A 21,903-nucleotide genomic window follows, 5' to 3' on the forward strand; every position below is an offset into this window, starting at 1 on the left:
ACTGCCCGAACCCGCCGCGACGAGGCCGCCGCGATGGATGCGCTGATCACCGCCGCGGCGCAGGCGCTGGCGGCGGGCGACCCGCTCGGTGCGATGACGCGGGTCGCCCTGCGCGAGGATGCGCCGGCGCTGGCGTTGCGCGGCCTGGCGATGGCCCAGCTCGGCGACTTCACGCGCGCGACGCTGCTGCTGCGGCGCGCGGCACGCGCATTCGGCCCGCGCGAGGCGACGGCGCGCGCACGCTGCGTGGTGGCCGAGGCCGAGATCGCGCTGGCCTCGCGCGAGCTGGCCGGTGCCACCGCCACCCTCGACGCAGCGCGCGCCACGCTCGACGCGCACGGCGACCACGTCAACGCGGCGCACGCGCGCTACCTCGGCATCCGCCGCCTGCTCCTGCTCGGGCGTCTCGACGAAACCGAACAGGCGCTGGCCGCGGCGGCCGGCACGCCGCTTCCGCCCGCACTGCTGGCGGTGCACGAACTGGTCGCGGCGGGCGTCGCGATGCGCCGCCTGCGCGCGACGGCGGCACGTGATGCGCTCGCTCGCGCCGCCCGCGCCGCGCAACGCGCAGGCATCCCCGCGCTGATGGCGGAGGTGGACGCCGCCACGCGCACCCTGCACGCGCCCGCCGCACGCTGGCTGGCCGGCGGCGAGGAACGCCTGTTGCCGCTGCGCGATGTCGAAGCCCTGCTGGCGTCGGAGACCTTCGTCGTCGATGCCTGCCGCCATGCCGTGCGGCACCGTGGCAAGACGGTTCCGCTGGCCAGTCGTCCGGTGTTGTTCGCGCTGATGCGGCAACTGGCCGAGGCGTGGCCGCATGACGTGCCGCGCGACGCGCTGGTCGCCCGCGCGTTCCGCGCCAGGCACGCCGACGAGTCGTATCGCGCACGCTTGCGGGTGGAACTCGGGCGCCTGCGCCGCGCGCTGAGCGGGTTGGCCGAGGTGCATGCCACCCCGCACGGTTACGCCTTGCTGGCGCATCGCGCGGACCAGGTCGGCGTGCTGGCGTGGCCGGTCGAGTCCGCGCACGCGGCGGTGCTGGCCCTGCTCGGCGACGGCGAATCGTGGTCCAGCTCGGCGCTGGCGCTCGCGCTGGGGCGCAGCCAGCGCAGCGTGCAGCGGGCACTCGAAACGCTGGCGGCAGCCGGCAGCGTGCAGTGCGCCGGGCACGGTCGCGCGCGCCGCTGGATGACGCCGCTGGCGCCGGGATTCGCGACGACCTTGTTACTCCCGGCGCCGCTGTCGTTTGAATAGCATGGCCCGCGTCTTCCATCCCCAAGGAGTCCGGACATGAAACGAAGCAAAGCCGACATCGTCGCCGAACACGGCCCCTACCCCGGCACCGATGGCGTGCATGGCGTCACCTGCGATGGCGAACACGTGTGGTTCGCCTCCGGCGCACGGTTGAACGTGTGGGACCCGGCCAGCGCCCGCGTGTTGCGCAGCATCGACATCGCCGCGCACGCCGGCACCGCGTTCGACGGCCGCCACCTGTTCCAGATCGCCGAGGACCGCATCCACAAGATCGATCCGCAAACGGGCGAGGTGCTGGCCACCATTCCCGCGCCGGGCGACAGCAGCTCGGGCCTGGCGTGGGCCGAGGGCACGCTGTGGGTGGGCCAGTATCGCGGGCGCAAGATCCAGCAGATCGATCCGGCGACCGGCGCGATCCTGCGCACCATCGAATCCGACCGCTTCGTCACCGGCGTCACCTGGGTCGACGGCGAGTGCTGGCACGGCACATGGGAAAACGACGAGAGCGCCTTGCGGCACATCGATCCGACGACCGGCGAAGTGCTGGAGCAACTCGACATGCCGCCCGGCGCCGGCATCTCGGGGCTCGCCGCCGAAGACGGCCAGGCCGTGTTCTATTGCGGCGGCGGCCACAGCGGCAAACTGCGCGTGGTGAAGCGGCCGCGAAGCGTCGCGGCGGCTGGCTGACGAGGCGCCGGATTCCAGCTTTCGCTGGAATGACGGCCAAGGAGCTTCAGCGGCGCAGGCGTGCCGGGCTCAACATCTCCATCGACAGCCCGGCATCGACCAGGCGCTGCGGCAGCGGTCGGCCCAGCGCCAGGTTGGCGCAGGTTTCGCCCATCGCCGCGCTGGTCTGGATGCCGTAGCCGCCCTGCGCGGCGACCCAGAAGAAACGCGGCGCATCGGGATCGAAGCCGCCGATCAGGTCGCCGTCGGCGACGAACGAGCGCAGGCCGGCCCACGTGCGCCGGGGCCGGCGGATCGTCATCGTGGTGGCTTCCTCGATACGGTGGATGCCCAGCGCGATGTCGTATTCCTCCGGCTGCACGTCGTGCGGTTCGACCGGGTCGGCATTCGCGCACGAGCCCAGCAGGAGGCCGGCGTCGGGCTTGAAATAGAACCTCTCACTGAAGTCGGTGACGAACGGCCAGCGTGCCGTGGCCATGCCTTCGGGCGGCTCGAACACGAAGGCGGAGCGGCGCTTCGGCACGATGCCCAGCGGCGCCACGCCGGCCAGCGCCGCCACGTGGTCGACCCAGGCGCCGGCCGCGTTGAGCAGCAGCGGCGCGCGGAACGACTGCGCCCCGCTGTGCACCCGCCAGCCGCCCGCCTCGCGCTCGATCGCGTCGATGGCGACGTCCACGCGCAACTCGCCGCCATGCGCGCGCAAACCGCGCAGAAAGCCAAGGTGCAATTCGTTGACGTCGATGTCGGCCGCGCCCGGCTCGTGCAGGCCGATCTGCGCGAACTCCGGCCGCAGCACCGGCACCGCGGCCTGCACGCGGGCCGCGTCGTGCAGCTCGATGTCGCGGCTGAACGGCACGATGGCCTCGTACAACGCGCGCACGTCGTCGCGGCGTTCCGCACCGGCGATGATGGTGGCGCCACGTGGACTCAGGATCGGCTCGGCCGAGAATCCCGCCGGTGGCGCCGCCAGGAACGGACGCGCGGCACGGGTTAGCGCGCGCACCTGCGGCGAGCCGTAGGTTTCGCTGAACAGCGCGGCCGAGCGTCCGGTCGAGTGCACCCCGGCATGCGCCTCGCGCTCCAGCACCAGCACCCGCACATGCGGTGCGAGGAAATACGCGACCGACGCGCCGGCCATGCCGGCGCCAATCACGATCACATCGGTTTCGATCCGTTCCATCATCAGTTCTTTCGTTGAGAAGGGAATAGGGAATCGGGAATGGGGAATCGCAAAAGCAGAGAGCACTGCTCTTGGCTCTTGGCTCTTGGCTCTTGGCTCTTGGCTCTTGGCTCTTGGCTCTTGGCTATTCGCTATTCCCCATTCCCTACTCCCTGGTTTGTTTCGCCACCACGCTGGTGGCGGTTAGGTCGGCGGTGACGTTGCCTAGCGTGGCGAGGGCGTCGGGCACCGTATCCACCGCCAGCATCAGGCCCAGCGGGGACAGCGGCAGGCCCATCGCCTGCGCCACCGGCAGGTTGGTGGCGACGAAGGTGACCTGGCCCGGCAATCCCACCGAACCGAGGCTGACCACGACCGCCAGCAGCGCACCGGCCAGCAGCTGTGCAGTGGACAGATCCACGCCATAGGCCCACGCGATGAACGCCGCCGACGTCATGTACTGCACCGGGCTGGTCAGCCGGAACAGGCTCACCGCCATCGGCAGCACCAGCGCGGCGACCTGCTTGGGATAGCCGAGGCGGCGGTCCGCGCTTTCCAGCATCGCCGGCAGCGAGGCCAGCGAGGACTGCGTGCTGATCGCCACCGCCTGCGCCGGCACCAGCGCGGGCACGAAGCGGCGCAGCCGCTCGCCGCCGAACACCAGCGCCACCGGCAGCATCATCGCGGTGACGGCGAGATACAGCAGGCACTCGGTCAACACGTACACGCCCAGCGCACTGAGCATGCCCAGTCCGGAGCGCGCGCACACCGAGAGGATCAGCGCGAACACGCCCAGCGGAGCCACCCACAGTACCCAGCGCACGATCACGATCATCGCGTCGGCAATCGCCTGGAAAAACTCCACCAGCATCGCGCGCCGCGCCGGTGCGATGCGGGTCAGCGCGAAACCGAGGAACAGCGCGAACACCACCAGCGGCAGCATCGCGCTCTGCGCCGCGGCCATGATCGCGTTGCTGGGCACGATCGCCACCAGCGTGTCGACCCACTGCACCGGCGCCACCGACACCGCCGGCGCGCTGGCGTGGTCGAGCGCGGCGACCAGCTCGGGGTTGTGCGGAAACAAGGAAAACACCAGCGGCGCCGCCAGCGCGGAGAACAGCGCGCCGCCGGTGAGGATGACGATGAACACCACGATCGCGCGGCGCGCGATGCGGCCGGACGCCGCCGCGTCGGTGGCAGTGTTGACGCCCACCACCACCAGCGCCAGCACCAGCGGCACCACCGTCATCTGCAGCGCGTTCAACCACAGCTTGCCGACCGGGTGCACCGCGTTGGCCACCTGCAGCGCCACGGATTGATTCCAGCCGGCCAGCAGCAGGCCGATCACCGCGCCGGCGGCCAGGCCGGTGAGCACGCGCGCGGTGGCGCTCATCGCGCGCCGTCCGCGTGGAGGACGGGCAACTGCCAGGTGTTGCGCAGGCGCTCGTACTCGGCCTGCGGCAGCAGCACGAACACCGGATGGTCCTGCGGCTTGAGCCAGGCCAGCAGCGACTGCATCACCGCCGGCGTCATCGCGGTGCAGCCGGCGGTGGCGTCGGTGGGCGACTTCCACAGGTGGGCGAAGATGCAGCTGCCCGCCTGTGGCACGTTGCGCGGGTTCTGCTCGATCACGAAGCCCATGCGGTAGCGCTGGTCGCCGTTCGCGTGCAGGTCGCGCCGCATCGGCTCGGTGGAACCCTTCACCGCGTCCAGGCCGACCACGTTCGCGTCGACGATGCGGTTGTAGTGCTTCGCGCCGCTGACATCGACGCAGTACTCGGTGGCGTTGAGCGCGAGGTACGGCATCGCGGTATCGACGCTGGCCGCATAACCGAACGAGTCGCCGATACGGAACACCCCGGCCGGGCTGCGGTTGTCGCCTTCGCGTTTGACCGGACCGCCTGCAGCGGTCTGCGGCGCATTCAGGCCCAGCCCCCAACCGGAACCGTTCTTGCCGATGGTCACCGGCGTGGAGGTACGCACCTCGCGCCAGCCGTCGCCTTCGCGCACGAAGGTGCGCAGGGTGCCGTGGTCGACGTTCCAGTCGGCGGTGGTGACCAGGATCATCTGGCCGGCGTTCCGCCACGGCACATCTGCGGCGTCCGCGTGCGCGACGCCGGCAAGCACGACGGCGAAGGTCAGCAAGGCAAGGGGGCGGCAGTGAACAGTCATCAGCTTTCGTTCCGCATGGTGAAGATGCTTGACCTCGTAGGGCGGGCACCGCCCGCCGCCTTCGTGAAGCCACACGGACGACGTATCGAAAAGCCGGCGGGCAGTGCCCGCCCTACGAAAGCATCGCCCGCGAGCGGGCTCCTGCGATTCCCTATTCCCGATTCCCTGTTCCCGGCCCTCATGGCTCCAGCATCTGCTGGATCCGGTCGAGGTTGCCCAGCAGCAGGGCACGGCGATCGTCGTGGCTTTCGCACAGCTGCACGAATACGCCGTCGAGCAGGTGCTGCAGGGCGGACTGGTACAGCAGCGGCTGGATGTAGGGCAGCTCGTCATGGGCGGACACCACCAGCGCGATGTCGGCCAGCGTGCGCAGCGGATTGGCGGTGTGCCGCGTCACCGTGATCAGCTGGCCGCGGCGTTCGCGGAAATAGCGGGCGATCTTGCACAGCGCCGGGTGGTTGCCGTGTTCGGAGAACATGATGAGCACGTCGCCGGCGCCGGCGGCGGAGACGTTGGCGGTCATCCGCGCGGTGTCGAAGTTGTGCACGGTGAGGATGCCCAGCAGCGACAGCCGCAACGCGAAATTGCGCGCATAGATGTCGTCCTCGCCCAGGCCGATGATGAACACCTTGCCGGCGCGGCCGGCCTGGCCGATGGCATCGGCCACCGCGTCGAGCATTTCCGGCGGATTGATCAGCCGGGTGGCCTCCTCCGCCTCGGACTTGCGCCGCCACAGGTTGCCGGCGAACGCACCGGCGCCAGTGCCGTCCGCGGCCGGCTGGACGTGCAAGGTGTCGCCGTTGTCGGCACGGGCGATCGCCTCGCCCACGGAATACTTGAGGTCGGGGTAGCCTTTGAAGCCGAGCTTCTGGGTGAACTTGACCACGCTGGACTGGCTGATGCCCAGCGCATTGGCCAATTGCTGCGAAGAGTAGTCGCGCAGCAGGTGCGCGTTCTCCAGCACGAAATCGGCGATGCGCCGCTCCACCGCGGACATCTGGTCGCGTTCCGAACGGATTTTGACCAGCGGCGACATCAGTCCTCGATCCTCTCCAGGCCGCGTATCTCCCGAATGCCCAGGCCGGGCGCGTCCGTTACCGAGATCTCCGATTCGTTGAAGATTACCCCACCGTCGACCGGGTTGAACTGGCACAGCGAGGGGCCGTCCAGGTCGATCTTGGTGATCGCGTTGGACTTGGCCACCGCCACGTGCACCGCGGCCGCCACGCTGATCGAGGTTTCCAGCATGCAGCCGATCATGCACTCGATGCCGTGCATGCCGGCGATGTCGGCGATGCGGATCGCATTGGAGATGCCGCCGGTCTTCATCAGCTTGATGTTGATGATGTCGGCCGCGCGCAGGCGAATCAGCTCGATCACCTCCATCGGGCCGAACACGCTCTCGTCGGCCATCACCGGCGTGTGCACGCGCTCGGTGACGTAGCGCATGCCGGCCAGGTCGTTGGCCTTGACCGGCTGCTCGATCAGCTCGAGCTTGATACCGGCCTCCTCCAGCGTCTGCAGCGCATACACCGCCTGTTTGGCCGTCCAGCCCTGGTTGGCATCCAGGCGCAGCAGGGCGCGCCCTTCCACCGCGGCGTAGATCGCCTTGACCCGCTCGATGTCGACGCCGATGTCCTTGCCGACCTTGATCTTCAGCGACTCGAAACCGCGCTCCACCGCGGAGACCGAATCGGCCACCATCTTGTCGATGTAGTCGACGCTGATGGTGATGTCGGTGGTGATCACCGGATCGCCGCCGCCGAGCAGCTTGTACAGCGGCGCGCCGTAGAGCTGGCCCCACAGGTCGTACACCGCGATCTCCACCGCCGCCTTGGCGCTGGTGTTCTTCTCCATCGAGGACTGGATCAGCTGGGTGATCTGGTTGAGGTTGGCAATCTCCTGGCCGATCAGCCGCGGGGAGATGTAGTGGCGGATCGCGTCGATGATCGAGCCATGGGTGTCGCCGGTGATCACCGCGGTGGCGGGCGCCTCGCCGTAGCCGACCTCGCCGGTGTCGGTATGCATCATCACCACGATGTCGTCCACCGTGTTGACGGTGCGCAGCGCGGTCTTGAACGGGGTCTTCAGCGGTACCCGCAGCATGCCGAACTGGATGTCGGTGATTTTCATGGGAAGGCCTTCATGGAATCCGTGTCCTGTTTTCTTTTTGGTGCCGGCGGGCTCAGCGGCGGATGCGCACGATGCTGGTCATGCGGTCGACATAGGTCTGCTTGTCGTTGTAGAGCAGCGGCAGCAGCGGGGTCACCGACACCGCGTTGAGCTTGATGCGCACGCGGCTGCCGTCGGCCTTGCGGTAACTCATGCCGCCCACGTCGTGGATCACCCAGGGCTGGCCCTGGTACTGGCCGATCACCATCATCACGTGGCCGGGGACGTAGACCAGGTCGCCGACCTCCAGCGCCTGCGCGGCCTTGAGGCGCGTCTCGCGGCTGTCCTTGGCGGTGAACGCGCGGTGCTCCAATGCCGGGCTGATCGCCTGCCTGCTGGTGTTGCGCGGCATCTGCACGCCCATGCTGCGGTACACGTCGGAGACGAAGCCCGAGCAGTCGCGGCCATCGTACGCGTGGCCCCAGCCGTAGCGTTCGCCGAGGAACTTGAACGCCTGGCGGATGATGTTGGCGCGGGTCAGCGGCAGGTAGTCGGCAGCCGTGTCGGTGTTCTTCTGCAGCAGCGCCGGGGTGAAGCCCAGCGTGCCGTCGGCCTTGCGCAGCGGCAGGTCGAGCACGTGCGCGGCATACGGCGTCTGCCCGTTCACCGGCTGGTCCGGCGGCAGATCGGTCGCCAGCGGCAGGCGCGTGCCCATGTCCAGCGGCAGCTGCGAGACGGCCGGCACCTCGCGGGTGAACACGGTGCGTTCGACCGCGCCGGTGATCACCCGGTACGGCGTCCTGTCAACGTAGCCGAACACCTCGGCCGCGCTGCCTTCGGCCACGTTGTCCTTTTCCGTCCACGCCGCATAGCGCGGGCTGACCACGAACAGCCACTGGCCGTCGGCGCTCGCATGCACGATCGCCACCGGCGTGCCGGGAAATTCGGCGGTCTCCTGGAAGCGGTCGATGTCGGTGTCGCCCTTTTCATTGAACACGCGCAGCGTGGTGGGGAACGTGCGCAGCGCAGCGCGGCGCACCACCAGGCCGTAGCGCGTCTTCTGCTGCGCGGGAATCGCATCCAGTGCGAGGTTGGCGACCACCGCGTCGAGCGTGGCCGCGCTCACCGATTTGCCCTCGACGTCGAACAGCGGTCGATCCGGCCGCTGCGACAGATCCTTGATCCAGCCTTCGACGCGGGCGCGGTCCAGCGTCGAAGGCAACGCGCGCAGATCGTGCATCGACGGGTCGATCTTCAGCAGCCTGGCGTTCTGCGCCGCGATCGCCGCGCGATCCATCACCGGCGCATCGGGCTGCGCCAGCCGCTCCACCCAGAACTGCGGCGTCAGCTGCGCCTCGCCCACGCCGAGCACGCCGGAGGGCGGCACGACCAGCGCGTCGTCGGCGCCGCGGGCCTGCGGCGCCGCCGCGGCGAGCAGGGGCGCAAGCAGGAGAGTGGCAAGCAAGGGAAATCGCATCATCGTGTCCTGTCGCAAGAACGCATCACGGAAGGGCCAGCTGCTTCAGGATCGACGCCACCACCAGGCCGAAACCGGTGCCGAGGATGTAGCCGAGCAAGGCCAGCAGGATACCCACCGGCACCAGCGCGGCCGAATAGCTGGCCGCCAGGATCGGCGTGGCGGCCACGCCGCCAATATGCGCCAGCGAGGAGATGCCGCACAGGTAGAGGTCGAAACGGAACAGCTTGGCGAAGCCGATCAGCAGCAGCGCGTGGATCGCGATGACGGTAACGCCGCACAGCAGGTACAGCGGTGCCGCGGCGATGCCGTGGAAGTTGCTCTGCGAGGCCAGCACCGCCACCACGCTGATCAGCAGGGCGCCGGAGATCGTGCTGGCGCCCGGATAACGCGCCAGCGGCGTATGCGCCACCACCAGCCCTGCGCCGGTGGCCAGCAGGATCGTCCAGGTGGTCGCGCTCAACATGCTGGAGGTCGGCAGTTTCGTCGCCACCCAGCCAGCCAGCGCGGCCGCCAGCAAGGCCATGCCCAGCCACAGCAGCACGCTGTCGGGCGTGGTCGGGCCGGTGGGTTTCGTTTCCGCCAGCGGGATGTCGCCGCTGGACTTGGCCCGCGTCCAGCGGTTGAACGCCGGCGCCAGCCGCGCCACCGAAAACAGCACCACCACCCACATCGAGTAGCACAGCGCGTCGGTCAGCAGCGACATCGCCAACAACTGGTCGGACATGTCGATCGCCTGCTTCACCGCGATCATGTTGGCGGTGCCGCCGACCCAGCTGCCGGACAGCGCGGCCAGCGGTTGCCACTGGTCGCCCGGCAGCCAGTGCCGGTAGATCAGGAACGCGCCGATGAAGGCCACGAACAGGCTCACCGAGGTGCAGGCGAACACGGCCAGCACGCGCGGCCCCAGCCGCCAGATCGCGCGCAGGTCGCAGTTGATCATCAGCAGGAACAACAGCGCCGGCACCAGGTGCGAGACCAGCATCGTCTGCGCCGCATGGATCTCGTCGTTGACCTGCCACAGCCCCGACACGGCCAACGCGGTCACCAGCAGATAGGTCAGCACGATCGGCGGCAACACCGAGAAGACCTTCCAGCCGTAGCGGCGCTCGATCGCCGGAAACACCCCGGCGGCCAGCAACATCACCGCCAGGTAGGGCCAGACCGTTTGGATCACATGCGTCCCCTCGTGGTTCGTGCGCGGGCCAGTGCCAGCCTCGCTGTCGTGTCGGCAAGGAATAGCTGATTCGAGTCGAATTGGTTTGAAGCATAAATTATTGACCAGCATTTGCAAGCGTGTTACACAGCCATTTCAGGGGATCGGATGCGGAGACGCCGCTCGATGGATACACCATTGCCTGCCACCACGAGAATACGACGCCATGCCCGGGCCGCGCGCCTGTTGCTGGTGGCCGCGCTGGCGCTGTCCGCCGGCCTGCCGGCGGGGGCGAGCGTGGGTGGCTCACCGCTGAATCCCGTCATTGCCCAGATCGACGCCGGCCATTTCAAGGCGGCGCAGGCGGCGATCGAGACCGCGCTGGCGCAGCCGGGCGTGTCGGCCGAGCAGCGCCAGGCACTGCTGTTCCAGCGCGAGCGCATGCGCCGCATCCTGCTCGACTTCACCCTGAGCGCGGACGAGGTCGAGGCGCGCGTGCGCAAGCAGATCCCCGACCTCACCGACGCCGAGTTCGCGAAGTGGAACGCCGCCGGCCTGTTCGAACATCAGGTCATCGACGGCCGCACGCTGTACTTCAAGCGTTCACCCGGCAATCTGTTCCGGCTCAGCCCCGAGGCGGTGGCGCGGCGCGCGGTGCAGGCACCGATCACCGACGGCCCGATGGAATCGCTCAACGACCACCAGCGCGCGATCTTCCACGCCGCGCTCGACCAGCATCGCGCCAGCGTGCTGCCGCAGCGCCTGCGCATGACGCAGACACTCACCGTCGACGCCGATGCGGTGCCCGCGGGCAAGATCGTGCGTGCGTGGATTCCCTACCCGCAGGCGATCCCCGGCCAGCAGGAAGACATCCGCTACGTCGCCAGCGTGCCGGCGAAGCACGACATCGCGCCGAAATCGGCGCCGCAGCGCACGGTGTACCTGGAAAAGCCCGCGGTGGCCGGGCAGAAGACGGTGTTCTCGGTGACCTATGAACTGACCTTGCTGGCGCAATATCACGCGATCGACCCGGACAAGGTGCAGCCGGAAACCATCACGCCGGAACTCGCCCCGTTCGTGGCCGAGCGTGCGCCGCACATCGTGTTCACCGACGCCATGCGCGCGTTCTCGCGCAAGGTCGTGGGCGAGGAGAAGAACCCGTACCGCATCGCGCAGAAACTGTTCGCCGCGGTGGACCGGATTCCCTGGGCCGGCGCGCGCGAGTATTCGACGATCTCCAACATCAGCGACTACGCGCTGCACGCCGGCCACGCCGACTGCGGCCAGCAGACCCTGCTGCTGATGACCCTGCTGCGCCTCAACGGCATCCCCGCGCGCTGGCAGTCCGGCATGGTGTTCGCCGCCGACGGCAGCGGCTACAGCAACATCCACGACTGGGGCTTCCTGTACCTGGCGCCGTACGGCTGGGTGCCGATGGACGTCACCACCGGCCGCCTGCATCCGGCCGCGGGCGACGACCCGGCGCTGGAGTGGTTCTACCTCGGCGGGCTCGACAATTGGCGCATCGCCTTCAATGCCGACTACGGGCGCCGCTTCGAGCCGCCCAAGCACCACTTCCGTTCCGACGACGTGGATTCGCAGCGCGGCGAGGCCGAGTGGGACGGCGGCAACGTGTACTTCGATCAACTGGACTACGACTTCGACTGGCAGGTGCTGCCAGCGGAGCACGGACGCGGCGGCAACTAACCGGCAGCTATTCACAAAAACTGGCATCGACGGCGTCGATGGGGAGATGGGGAAATGAGCAACAGTCGCAGCTTGCGCAGAACCGTACTTTGCATGGCGCTTGGCATGGGCCTGGCCTCGCTGGCCGTGCCTGCCGCCTTTGCCGGCAGCAACGACGGCGCCGTGGTCGGCCACACCGCGGCGGGCGCGGTGGTCACGGTGACCAGCACCGACACCGGCCTCACCCGCAGCGTCACCGCCGATGCCAAGGGCAACTACCGCTTCCCGTTCCTGCCGGTCGGTACCTACACCTTGCAGAGCAGCGGCGGCGGTGCCGCGAGCGAGCCGATCAACGTCACGGTGAGCCTGGGCAACACCACCACCGTCAACGTCGGCTCGGCTCCGACCGCGACCGAACTGAGCGCGGTCACGGTCAGCGGCTCGGTCCTCCCCGGCGTCGACGTCACCTCCACCGAGTCGGCCACCAACGTCACCCGCGAGCAACTGGCGCGGCTGCCGGTGGATCAGAACATCACCTCGGTGGCCGTGCTGGCGCCGGGCGTCAACAAGGGCGTCGCCGGCTTCGGCGGCATCTCCTTCGGCGGCTCGTCGGTGGCGGAGAACTCGTTCTACGTCAACGGCCTCAACGTCACCGACTTCTACAATCGCAACGGCTTCTCCTCGGCGCCGTTCGCGTTCTACCAGGAGTTCCAGGTCAAGACCGGCGGCTACTCGGTCGAGTTCGGCCGCACCACCGGCGGCGTGATCAACGCGGTGACGCGCTCGGGCACCAACCAGTTCAAGTACGGCGCCGAGCTCACCATGGAGCCGGCCAGCTGGCACTCGCGCGCCGACGACCACTACCGCGCCGACGGCACGCGCTACCTCACCGCCAGCCGCGACCGCGACGCGCTGGCCAAGCTCAACGTCTACGCGTCCGGCCCGATCGTGAAGGACAAGCTGTTCTTCTTCGCCATGTACGAGGCGCGCGACTCCTCGCCGGAGAACACCAACGACGCCGGCACCACGCTGACCAAGAACAGCGCCGACACCGGCTTCTGGGGCACCAAGATCGACTGGCACATCACCGACGCCAACCTGCTTGAGTTCATGGCCTTCTCGGACAAGAACAGCAACGTGGGCGACGTCTACGACTACACCTACACCGGCGACATCACCGGCAACAAGACCAACGAGATCTACACCGACACCGGCGGCAGGAACTGGAACCTCACCTGGACCAGCTACCTCACCAACGACCTGTCGATGAAGCTGATGTACGGCCGCAACGACCGCGAGTCGTTCAACCGCGGGCTCAGCGACGTGGAATGCAACCGCGTGGCCAGCGACGGCAAGATCGCCCTGCCCGGTGTCGCGCTCGGCTGCACCACCAACTCATCGGTGAGCCATCGCAACGACGTGCGCAAGCAGGCGCGCGCGGACTTCGAGTGGACGCTGGGCGACCACCTGCTGCGCTTCGGCTTCGACCACGAGCAGAACACCTCCGACTACGAGCGCTACTACCCCGGCCCCGGCGCGATCTACTACAACGTGTACAAGGCCGACCCGGGCTCCTCGATCTCCAACCCCAACGGCGGCGGCGTGATCCCGCCCGGCTACACCGGCTACGTGCGCGCGCGCCGCTACGAGATCGCCGGCAACTTCGAGACCACCAACTCGGCGTACTACATCGAGGACAACTGGCAGGTCACCTCCAACCTGCTGCTGAACGCCGGCATCCGCAGCGACGGCTTCGACAACAAGGGCGGCGACGGCAAGAGCTACATCAAGATGGACAACATGATCGCGCCGCGCGTGGGCTTCTCGTGGGACATGAAGGGCGACGGCAGCACCAAGCTGTTCGGCAACCTCGGCCGCTACTATCTGCCGGTGGCCAACGTGATCAACATCAAGCAGGCCGGCGGCCTGCTCGACGAACGCACCTACTACGCCTTCGGCGGCTGGCAGATCGAGGACCGCAACGGCTCGCAGTACGCCATGCCGATCCTCGGCCCGCAACTGGGCGGCGTCGACACCTCGCAGGGCGACGGCACCGTCGGCGACCTGCGCTCGGAGGTCGACCACGACATGGACCAGGTCTACCAGGACGAGGCGATCCTCGGCTTCCAGCAGATGATCGACGACAAGTGGTCGTGGGGCGTCAGCGGCACCTATCGCCGCCTGCACAACGCGATCGACGACATGGAGATCAGCGCCACCGCGCAGTGCGGCGAGGATGGCTACATCGGCTGGGTGATGGCCAACCCCGGCTCCAAGGTGCAGGTGTGGGGCGACTCCAACTGCGACGGCACGCCCGACGGCTACATCACCGTGGACACCTCCAAGGAAGGCTGGGCGATGTACCGCCAGGATGGCGTCGACGCCGACGGCGACCCGATCATGACCTACATCGGCCAGCGCGGCTGGGTGAAGCCCAAGCGCAGCTATACCGCGGTGGAGTTCCAGATCAACCGCGCCTGGGACGACCAGTGGGCGTTCAATGCCTCCTACACGCTGTCGTGGAGCCGCGGCAACGCGGAAGGCCCGGTCAACTCGGACACCAACTTCGACGACACCGGCCGCACCGAGAACTTCGATGACCCGTGGGTGAACTTCGGCGGCGACGGCTACCTGCCCAACGACCGGCGTCACCAGTTCAAGCTGCGCGGCACCTACGCGCTGACTCCGCACTGGCAGCTCGGTGCCGACCTGCAGGCGCTGTCCGGCACGCCGATCACCGGCTTCGGCGTGGGCAACCCGTTCGACGCGTCCAACTACCACAGCTACTACACCTGCGTGCAGAACTGCGATTCGGAGTTCTCCGCCGACCGCGTCTATGTGAACTCGCCGCGCGGCAAGTACGGCCGCACGCCGTGGACCTACAACGTCGGCGCCAGCGTGAGCTACATCCTGCCGATCGGCGACACCGGCCGCTTCAAGGCCAAGCTGGCGGTGTACAACCTGTTCAACACCCAGCAGACGCTGAACGTGGACCAGGACCTGCAGACCACCATCGGCAACGGCACCAGCGACACCTTCGGCGACGGCATCAGCTTCCAGGCGCCGCGCTTCACCCAACTCACCCTCAGCGTGGACTTCTGAACGTACTCCCCTGGCGGCGACCCACACGGAATGGTGGGTCGCCCTTTTTTTGCCCGCCCTGCGGGCGACCGACAATGGCCCGCCACTGCCCATGAACCACCTCCACGCCACGCCGGCCGCCATGCCCGGCAACCTCGCGGCCACCGGGATGTCGGCGCCGCGCTGGCTCGATGGCGTCGACCTGCAGCGGCTGGCCGAACGCATCCCCACCCCCTTTCACGCCTATTCCGCCAGCGCGATCCACCAGCGCATCGACGCGCTGAAAACCGCGCTGGCCGACCTCGACGCCACCATCTGCTTCGCGGTCAAGGCCAACCCCAACCTCGCCATCCTGCAGCTGATGGCGCAAGCCGGCGTCGGCGCCGACATCGTCTCGGTCGGCGAGCTGCGCCGCGCGCTCAACGCCGGCATGCCGGCCGAACGCATCGTGTTCTCCGGTGTCGGCAAGAGCGCCGACGAGATCGCCGGCGCGCTGAACGTCGGCATCATGCGCTTCAACGTCGAATCGCTGGACGAACTGCATACCCTGCAACGGGTCGCGAACGCTCAGGAAGTGACCGCGCGCGCCGCCGTGCGCATCAACCCCGACGTGGACGCGCAGACCCACGCGAAGATCTCCACCGGCAAGTCGGAGAACAAGTTCGGCGTCAGCATCGACGAGGCGCGCCGCTGGTTCGCCCAACGCAAGTCGTTCGACCACGTGCAGCTCGACGGCCTGCACGTGCACATCGGCTCGCAGATCCTCAGCCTCGATCCGTTCCGCCTTGCGCTGCAGCGGGTCGCCGCGTTCTGGCGCGAACTCGAGCAGGCCGGCCACCCGCTCAACAGCATCGACGTCGGCGGCGGACTGGGCGTGTGCTATCGCGCCGGCGTGGACCGGCCGGTGGCCGCCGCCGATTACGCAGGCGTGATCCGCGAGGCGCTGGCCGGTTTTCGCGGCCGCCTGCTGCTGGAACCAGGGCGCTACCTGGTCGCCGAGGCGGGCGTGCTGCTGACCCGGGTGATCCGCGTCAAGCCCGGCATCGAGCGCACGTTCCTGGTGCTGGACGCGGCGATGAACGACCTGCAGCGGCCCAGCCTGTACGACGCCTGGCACGACATCGTGCCGGTAGCGGACGAGCCGCGCCCGATGACCACCTACGACATCGTCGGCCCGGTGTGCGAGACCGGCGATACCTTCGCCCGCGCACGCGAACTGCCCGAATGCGCCGCCGGCGACCTGTTGCTGATCAAGGCCACCGGCGCGTACGGTACGTCGATGGCCTCCACCTACAACTCGCGGCCGCTGGCCGCCGAGGTACTGCTGCAGCGGGGCCGCTACGCCGTGGTGCGGCGGCGGCAGCATTTCGAGGAAATGATCGCCGGCGAACAGCCGGCCCGGAACTGGGAAACGCCATGAACACGACTGTCCGCCTCGCCCTCCTCACCGCCTTGAGCTTCGCCGGTGCACTGCCCGCGCAAGCGCAGCAGGATCCGCCGATCACCATCGACACCCACGTCGACATCCCGTTCAACTACATGGGCGAGCCGCGTTTCGACGTCGGGCACGACACCCGCCTGCTGGTCGACCTGGGCAAGATGGAGCGCGGCGGCCTGAACGCGGCGTTCTTCGTGATCTGGGTGCCGCAGCACAAGCTCGACGCCGCCGGCTACGCCAAGGCGGTGAAACAGGCCAGCCAGAAATACGACGGCATCGGCCGCATGCTGATGATGTACCCGGACCGCATCCGCCTGGCCACCACGCCCGAACAGTTGATGGCCAACCACAAGGCCGGTCTGCTCTCGGCCACGATCGAGATCGAGAACGCCTACTCGCTCGGCCACGACATCCGCCGCCTCGACGCCGCGTTCGACCGTGGCGCGCGCTCCGTCGGCCTGGTCCACGTCGGCAACAACGACCTGTGCACCAGCTCGCTGCCCGACACCGAACATGGCGAGCCGGCGATGAACAGCGCCGGCGACAAGGGCATGAGCGACTTCGGCCGCGCCGTGGTGAAGCGCGCCAACCAGCTCGGCATGCTGGTCGACATCTCCCACGCCTCGGACAACTGCGTGCGCGATGCGCTCAAGGTGTCCAGCACGCCGATCATCGCCTCGCACTCCGGCGCCCGCGCCGTGCTCGACCACCCGCGCAACCTGCCCGATGACCTGCTGCGCGCGATCGCCGCCAAGGGCGGCGTGATCGACGCCGTGGCCTACAAGGAATTCCTGAAGAAGGACCCGGGCCGCGAGGCCGCGGAGAAGAAACTGCAGAACGCCATCGCCAAACAGGCCGGCGAGAAGGAATACGACAGCGACAGCGACGACTACCGGCCGGAGATGGAAGCCGGCATGGCCGAGATCCAGAAGAAATATCCGCTGGCCACCCTGGACGACTACGTGAAGCAGATCCGGCACATGGTGAAGGTCGCCGGCATCGACCACGTCGGCATCGCCTCCGACTTCGACGGCGGCGGCGGCATCACCGGCTGGAAGGACGCCAGCGAAACCCGCAACGTCACCGCCGCGCTGCGCCGCGCCGGCTTCAGCGACGCCGACATCGCCAAGCTGTGGGGCGGCAACCTGCTGCGCGTGTGGGGCGAGGTCGAGCGCCATGCCGATCGTCATTAAGCCGCGCCTGCTGCTGGCCGCGGCACTCGGGCTGGGCTGCACGCTCGTCCACGCGGCCACGCCCGGGGCGGAAACCGCCGCCCTCGACAGGATCGTCGACGCCACCGTCGCCCGCTACCATCTGCCCGGCATCGCCGTGGGCGTGATCGAGAACGGGCAGGTCGTCTACACGCGCACCGTGGGCGAAACCATCGCCGGCTCGGGCCAGCCGATCACCCCGCAGACGCTGTTCAAGATCGCCTCCAACAGCAAGGCAATGACCACCGCCCTGCTCGGCCGCCTCGTCGATCAAGGCAAGCTGCGCTGGGACGATCCGGTGACGAAGTACCTGCCGCAGTTCCGCATGAATGACCCATGGGTCACCGCGAACATGCGCGTGGCCGACCTGCTCACCCATTCCAGCGGCCTGCCCGAAGGTGGCGGCGACCTGATGCTGTGGCCGGAACCGAACGCGTTCACCCGCGCCGACATCATCCACGGCCTCGCCTTCATCAAGCCCGGCTACAGCTTCCGCTCGCAATACCAGTACGACAACCTGCTCTACGTGGTGGCCGGCGAAGTCGCCGCCGCCGCGGGCGGTGCACCGTACGAAACGCTGATGCGCCGCGAAGTGTTCGCGCCGCTGCACCTGGACCGCTGCCAGGTCGGCGCGTGGAACCGCGACACGGTGGGCGACGTGGCCACGCCGCATCGCCGCGACGGCGGCCGCAACGTGCCGATCCCCGAAGCCGCGGCGATTCCCGCGATCACCTCGGCCGCCGCCGGCGGCATCCGCTGCGACCTCACCGACATGCTGAGCTGGGCCCGCAACTGGCTGGTGCCGACCCACGCACAACTGCAGTGGCTGTCGTCGGTGCAGCGCGACGTGCTGCAGGCGCCGCACATGCTGATCCCGGTTTCCGCACAGCGCCGCGCCTGGGACAACAGCCACATCATGGCCTACGGCTACGGCTGGCGCATGGCCGACGTCGACGGCCAGTGGAGCGTGTGGCACACCGGCACGCTGAACGGCATGTACTCGATGCTGGCCCTGCTGCCGGACCGCAAGAGCGGCTTCGTGTTCATGATCAACGGCGAGGCGGACGACGCACGCACCGTGCTCGGCGAAGTGCTTATGAAGCATTTCACCGCACCCAACTCCAGCCGCGACGTGAGCTGGTACGCCGACGCGCTGGAGCAGCAGGCGAAGCAGCGGTCGCCGTCCTCGTCCGCCCCGGACACCTCGACGCAGCGGCCAGCCAGCACCGCCGAACTGGCGCGCTGGAGCGGGCAGTATCGCGACCCGTGGTTCGGCTACGTCACGCTGTGCCCGCGCGACGGAAAAATGCATTTCGCCGCCGCGAAGTCGCCGACGCTGGCCGGCACGGTGATGCGCCTGGGCAAGCGTTATTTCGTGCACTGGGACGATTCGGCCGACCTGGATGCCTGGCTGGATTTCCATGCGGCCACCGCCAGCCAGCCGATCACCCTGCGCATGGCCAAGCTCGACCCGCTGGGCGACTTCAGTTCCGACTACGAGGACCTCGATTTCCAGCGCGTGGGGAGCTGCCACCCATGACCAACCCGTCGCCCATCACCGCCGGCAGGAGCCCGCTTGCGGGCGATGCTCCCGTGCCTGGCGGAAGAAAAGGCATCGCCCGCAAGCGGGCTCCTGCGAAAGCCGGGCATCTGATCGCGTTTGCCCTGCTCGTCGCCGTCAGCGGCATCACCCACGCGGACCAGCCGCCGGCGCTGTCGCCGGCGACGACTGCCGCCGCGGCGAACCTGGTCGACATCCGCACGCTGGTGCCGGACATCGCCGAGGACATCAAGTACGCCGGCAGCGACAACTTCATGGGCACGCCGGCGGACGGCTATCGCGCGCCGGCCTGCCTGCTGCTGCGCCCGGTCGCCGAGGCGCTGGCGAAGGTCGAGCACGAGCTGCGCGCGCAGCACCGGCGCCTGAAGATCTGGGACTGCTACCGCCCCGCCCGCGCGGTGGCGCACTTCGTGCGCTGGGCGCACGACCTTTCCGACCAGCGCACCAAGCCGCAGCACTACCCGCGGCTGGACAAGTCCGAACTCCTGCACGGCTACATCGCCGAAAGCTCGGGTCACAGCCGCGGCGCCACCATCGACCTGACCATGCAGCAGTGCGCCGACGACGGCACGCATTGCACGCCGCTGGACATGGGCACCGATTTCGATTTCTTCGACGTGCGCGCGCACACCGACTCGCCCGAGGTGACCGCGCAGCAGCACGCCAACCGCGTGGTGCTGCGCGACGCCATGCAACGCGAAGGCTTCCGCAATTACCCGATGGAGTGGTGGCATTACACCCTCGAGCCGGAGCCGACGCCACACACCATCTACGACGTGCCGGTGAAATGAAGCCACCGTGTGCGGAAACCCGTAGGGCGGGCACTGCCCGCCGGCTCTTCGGCGCGGCGCAACGCGCTTCGCAAATGCGGCGGGCAGTGCCCGCCCTACGAGGCACGATCAACGAGGGGAGATCCGCCATGCACAGACTCTTCATCGGCCTCGCCGCTGCCATCCTGCTCGCCGGCTGCGGCGGAACCAAGCCGGTCGATCCGGTCGACGCGCTGATGGCGCCCTACGCCGGCGACGTGCCCGGCGCCTCGCTGCTGGTCATCAAGGACGGCAAGGCCGTCGTCGATCGCAGCTACGGCCTGGCCAACCTCGAGGACGACGACAAGGCCACGCCGGCCACCAACTACCGGCTGGCCTCGGTGAGCAAGCAGTTCACCGCCGCGGCGATCCTGCTGCTGGCCGAACAGGGTCGACTCACGCTGGACGATCCGATACGCCGCTGGCTGCCCTCGCTGCCGCAGACGACCTCCGCCGTCACCCTGCGCCAGCTGCTCGACCACACCGGCGGCCTGGTCGACTACGAAGACCTGATCCCGCCCGGCACCACCGGGCAGGTCAGCGACAACGACGTGCTGCGCATGCTCTCCGCCACCCCGAAGACCTACTTCGCGCCCGGCACCGCCTACCGCTACAGCAACACCGGCTACGTGCTGCTCGGCCTGGTGGTCGAGCGCGCCTCGGGCTACAGCCTGCCGCTGTACCTCAAGCAGCAGATTTTCCAGCCGCTGGGCATGAATCACACGCTGCTGTACGAGAAGGACGGCCCCGACGTGGACGACCGCGCCTACGGCTACAGCGAGGTGGGCGGCCAGTGGACGCGTACCGACCAGAGCGTCACCAGCGCCACCCGCGGCGACGGCGGCATCTATTCCTCGGTCGAGGACCTGGCGAAGTGGGACGCCGCGCTGTACGACGACCGCCTGCTCAGCGACGCCTCGCGCAAGCTCGCCTTCAGCCCGCACGTGAAGGTCACCGGCGAACCGTACGAGGCCAGCTACGGCTATGGCTGGCGCATCACCGGCGACACGCTGTGGCACTCCGGCGAAAGCATCGGTTTCCGCAACGTGATCGTGCGCTGGCCGAAGCAGCGCCTCACCGTGATCCTGCTCAGCAACCGCAACGAGCCGGAGCCGTACCGCACCGCGCTGGAGATCGCCCGGCCGTGGTTGCGTTGATCACCGCCATCACCCATCACCGTCATTCCAGCGAACGCCGGAATGACGAGAAAGAACGCGAAACCATGAGACCCACCGCGATGCGCGCATTCCCGATACTCCGCCTGCTGCGCGCCGCCTCCGTGCTGCTTGCGCTCGCCCTGCTCGCCGCCTGCGCCCCGCTGCCGCCGCGCAATCCGCTGGCGACCTGGGTGCCCTCGCCGAACCACGACATCCGCCGGCCGGTGCTGATCGTGCTGCATTTCACCGACCAGCAATCGGTGCGGCAGAGCCTGGAAACCTTGCGCACGGCCAACAGTGGCGGTCCGGTCAGCGCGCACTACCTGATCGGCGCCAACGGGCATCTCTACCAGCTGGTGTCCGACCAGCTGCGCGCCTGGCATGCCGGCGGCGGGCGCTGGGGCACGATCACCGACCTCAACTCCGCCTCGATCGGCATCGAGCTGGACAACGACGGCCACAGCCCGTTCGCGCAAGCGCAGATCGACAGCCTGCTGCGCCTGCTCGCCGACCTCACCGAACGCCTGCAGATCCCGCGCGAGCAGATCATCGGCCACCAGGATCTCGCGCCTGCGCGCAAGAACGATCCCGGCCCGCTGTTTCCCTGGCAGCGACTGGCCGCCGCGGGCTTCGGCCGCTGGCCGCAGGGCGTGCTGGTCGATCCGCCCGCCGGCTTCGACCCGTGGATGGCGCTGGCCGTGGTCGGCTACCCGCTGGACGATCGTGCCGCCGCGGTGCGCGCCTTCCACAACCACTTCCGCGGCCTCGGCGACGATGAACTCGACCCGCAGGACCTGCGCATCCTGTGGAACCTCGTGCAGCAGATCGAGGCGGGCGGCGGCTGAGACCTTTCGACAGCCGGAAAGCGGCGGGCAGTGCCCGCCCTACCCGGCGGCAGGCGTAGGGCGGGCACTGCCCGCCTGCTCTTCCGCGAATACCGGCG

At 68.6% G+C, this 21,903-nt stretch carries 17 protein-coding genes; 10 read left to right on the top strand and 7 right to left on the bottom strand.

The annotated features are described in order from the left end of the window. Positions 1–33 precede the first annotated feature (33 nt). Together ACVCMI_RS16390 and ACVCMI_RS16395 are read left to right on the top strand one after the other, a co-directional pair. A complete protein-coding gene (locus ACVCMI_RS16390; protein ID WP_447098080.1) occupies positions 34–1,254 on the top strand; it encodes a helix-turn-helix domain-containing protein in 1,221 nt (406 codons plus the stop codon). Positions 1,255–1,290: 36 nt separating this feature from the next. Then, complete coding sequence (locus ACVCMI_RS16395) at positions 1,291–1,941, top strand: Vgb family protein (protein ID WP_447098079.1); 651 nt, start codon at positions 1,291–1,293, stop codon at positions 1,939–1,941. Positions 1,942–1,987: 46 nt separating this feature from the next. Here the strand turns inward: ACVCMI_RS16395 and ACVCMI_RS16400 are convergent, their stop codons facing one another. The 7 genes from ACVCMI_RS16400 to ACVCMI_RS16430 all read right to left on the bottom strand — a co-directional run bounded on the left by ACVCMI_RS16400 (position 1,988) and on the right by ACVCMI_RS16430 (position 10,038). Further along, a complete protein-coding gene (locus ACVCMI_RS16400; protein WP_447098078.1) occupies positions 1,988–3,124 on the bottom strand; it encodes an NAD(P)/FAD-dependent oxidoreductase in 1,137 nt (378 codons plus the stop codon). Positions 3,125–3,266: 142 nt separating this feature from the next. After that, on the bottom strand, positions 3,267–4,493 hold the full coding sequence (locus tag ACVCMI_RS16405) for a dicarboxylate/amino acid:cation symporter (RefSeq protein ID WP_447098077.1): 1,227 nt from the start codon (positions 4,491–4,493) through the stop codon (positions 3,267–3,269). Beyond that, positions 4,490–5,272: a L,D-transpeptidase family protein gene (locus ACVCMI_RS16410; RefSeq protein WP_447098076.1), complete on the bottom strand. Its 783-nt coding sequence runs from the start codon at positions 5,270–5,272 to the stop codon at positions 4,490–4,492. The genes ACVCMI_RS16405 and ACVCMI_RS16410 overlap by 4 nt, the downstream gene beginning before the upstream one ends. Positions 5,273–5,450: 178 nt before the next feature. Continuing rightward, positions 5,451–6,308, bottom strand: coding sequence for a MurR/RpiR family transcriptional regulator (locus tag ACVCMI_RS16415; RefSeq protein WP_447098075.1), 858 nt, complete (start codon positions 6,306–6,308; stop codon positions 5,451–5,453). Continuing rightward, positions 6,308–7,405: a dipeptide epimerase gene (locus tag ACVCMI_RS16420; protein ID WP_447098074.1), complete on the bottom strand. Its 1,098-nt coding sequence runs from the start codon at positions 7,403–7,405 to the stop codon at positions 6,308–6,310. Before ACVCMI_RS16420 ends, ACVCMI_RS16415 begins: the two co-directional genes overlap by 1 nt. 52 nt (positions 7,406–7,457) lie before the next feature. Then, a complete protein-coding gene (locus ACVCMI_RS16425; protein WP_447099524.1) occupies positions 7,458–8,861 on the bottom strand; it encodes a C40 family peptidase in 1,404 nt (467 codons plus the stop codon). Between the two features lie 25 nt (positions 8,862–8,886). Beyond that, on the bottom strand, positions 8,887–10,038 hold the full coding sequence (locus ACVCMI_RS16430) for a DUF819 family protein (protein ID WP_395120165.1): 1,152 nt from the start codon (positions 10,036–10,038) through the stop codon (positions 8,887–8,889). Positions 10,039–10,203: 165 nt separating this feature from the next. Here ACVCMI_RS16430 and ACVCMI_RS16435 point away from each other — a divergent pair, with 165 nt between their 5' ends. The 8 genes from ACVCMI_RS16435 to ACVCMI_RS16470 all read left to right on the top strand — a co-directional run bounded on the left by ACVCMI_RS16435 (position 10,204) and on the right by ACVCMI_RS16470 (position 21,805). Then, positions 10,204–11,724 (top strand): transglutaminase-like domain-containing protein, encoded by a 1,521-nt coding sequence (locus ACVCMI_RS16435; protein WP_447098073.1) that lies wholly within the window; start codon positions 10,204–10,206, stop codon positions 11,722–11,724. Positions 11,725–11,778: 54 nt separating this feature from the next. Further along, positions 11,779–14,805 (top strand): TonB-dependent receptor, encoded by a 3,027-nt coding sequence (locus ACVCMI_RS16440; RefSeq protein WP_395120167.1) that lies wholly within the window; start codon positions 11,779–11,781, stop codon positions 14,803–14,805. A gap of 91 nt (positions 14,806–14,896) precedes the next feature. Beyond that, entirely contained in the window at positions 14,897–16,204 is a 1,308-nt protein-coding gene (lysA, locus tag ACVCMI_RS16445) for a diaminopimelate decarboxylase (RefSeq protein WP_447098072.1), read from the top strand. Next, a complete protein-coding gene (locus tag ACVCMI_RS16450) occupies positions 16,201–17,415 on the top strand; it encodes a dipeptidase (protein WP_447098071.1) in 1,215 nt (404 codons plus the stop codon). Before lysA ends, ACVCMI_RS16450 begins: the two co-directional genes overlap by 4 nt. After that, the gene (locus ACVCMI_RS16455) at positions 17,399–18,973 is read left to right on the top strand and encodes a serine hydrolase (protein WP_447098070.1); all 1,575 of its coding nucleotides are present in this window, start codon (positions 17,399–17,401) and stop codon (positions 18,971–18,973) included. The genes ACVCMI_RS16450 and ACVCMI_RS16455 overlap by 17 nt, the downstream gene beginning before the upstream one ends. After that, positions 18,970–19,785: a M15 family metallopeptidase gene (locus tag ACVCMI_RS16460; RefSeq protein ID WP_447098069.1), complete on the top strand. Its 816-nt coding sequence runs from the start codon at positions 18,970–18,972 to the stop codon at positions 19,783–19,785. Before ACVCMI_RS16455 ends, ACVCMI_RS16460 begins: the two co-directional genes overlap by 4 nt. Positions 19,786–19,913: 128 nt before the next feature. Continuing rightward, entirely contained in the window at positions 19,914–20,960 is a 1,047-nt protein-coding gene (locus ACVCMI_RS16465; RefSeq protein ID WP_447098068.1) for a serine hydrolase domain-containing protein, read from the top strand. Positions 20,961–21,025: 65 nt separating this feature from the next. Then, positions 21,026–21,805, top strand: a complete 780-nt coding sequence (locus tag ACVCMI_RS16470) for an N-acetylmuramoyl-L-alanine amidase (protein ID WP_447099523.1) — start codon at positions 21,026–21,028, stop codon at positions 21,803–21,805. Positions 21,806–21,903 lie beyond the last annotated feature (98 nt).

It is taken from the genome of Rhodanobacter sp. UC4448_H15 (assembly GCF_052978265.1).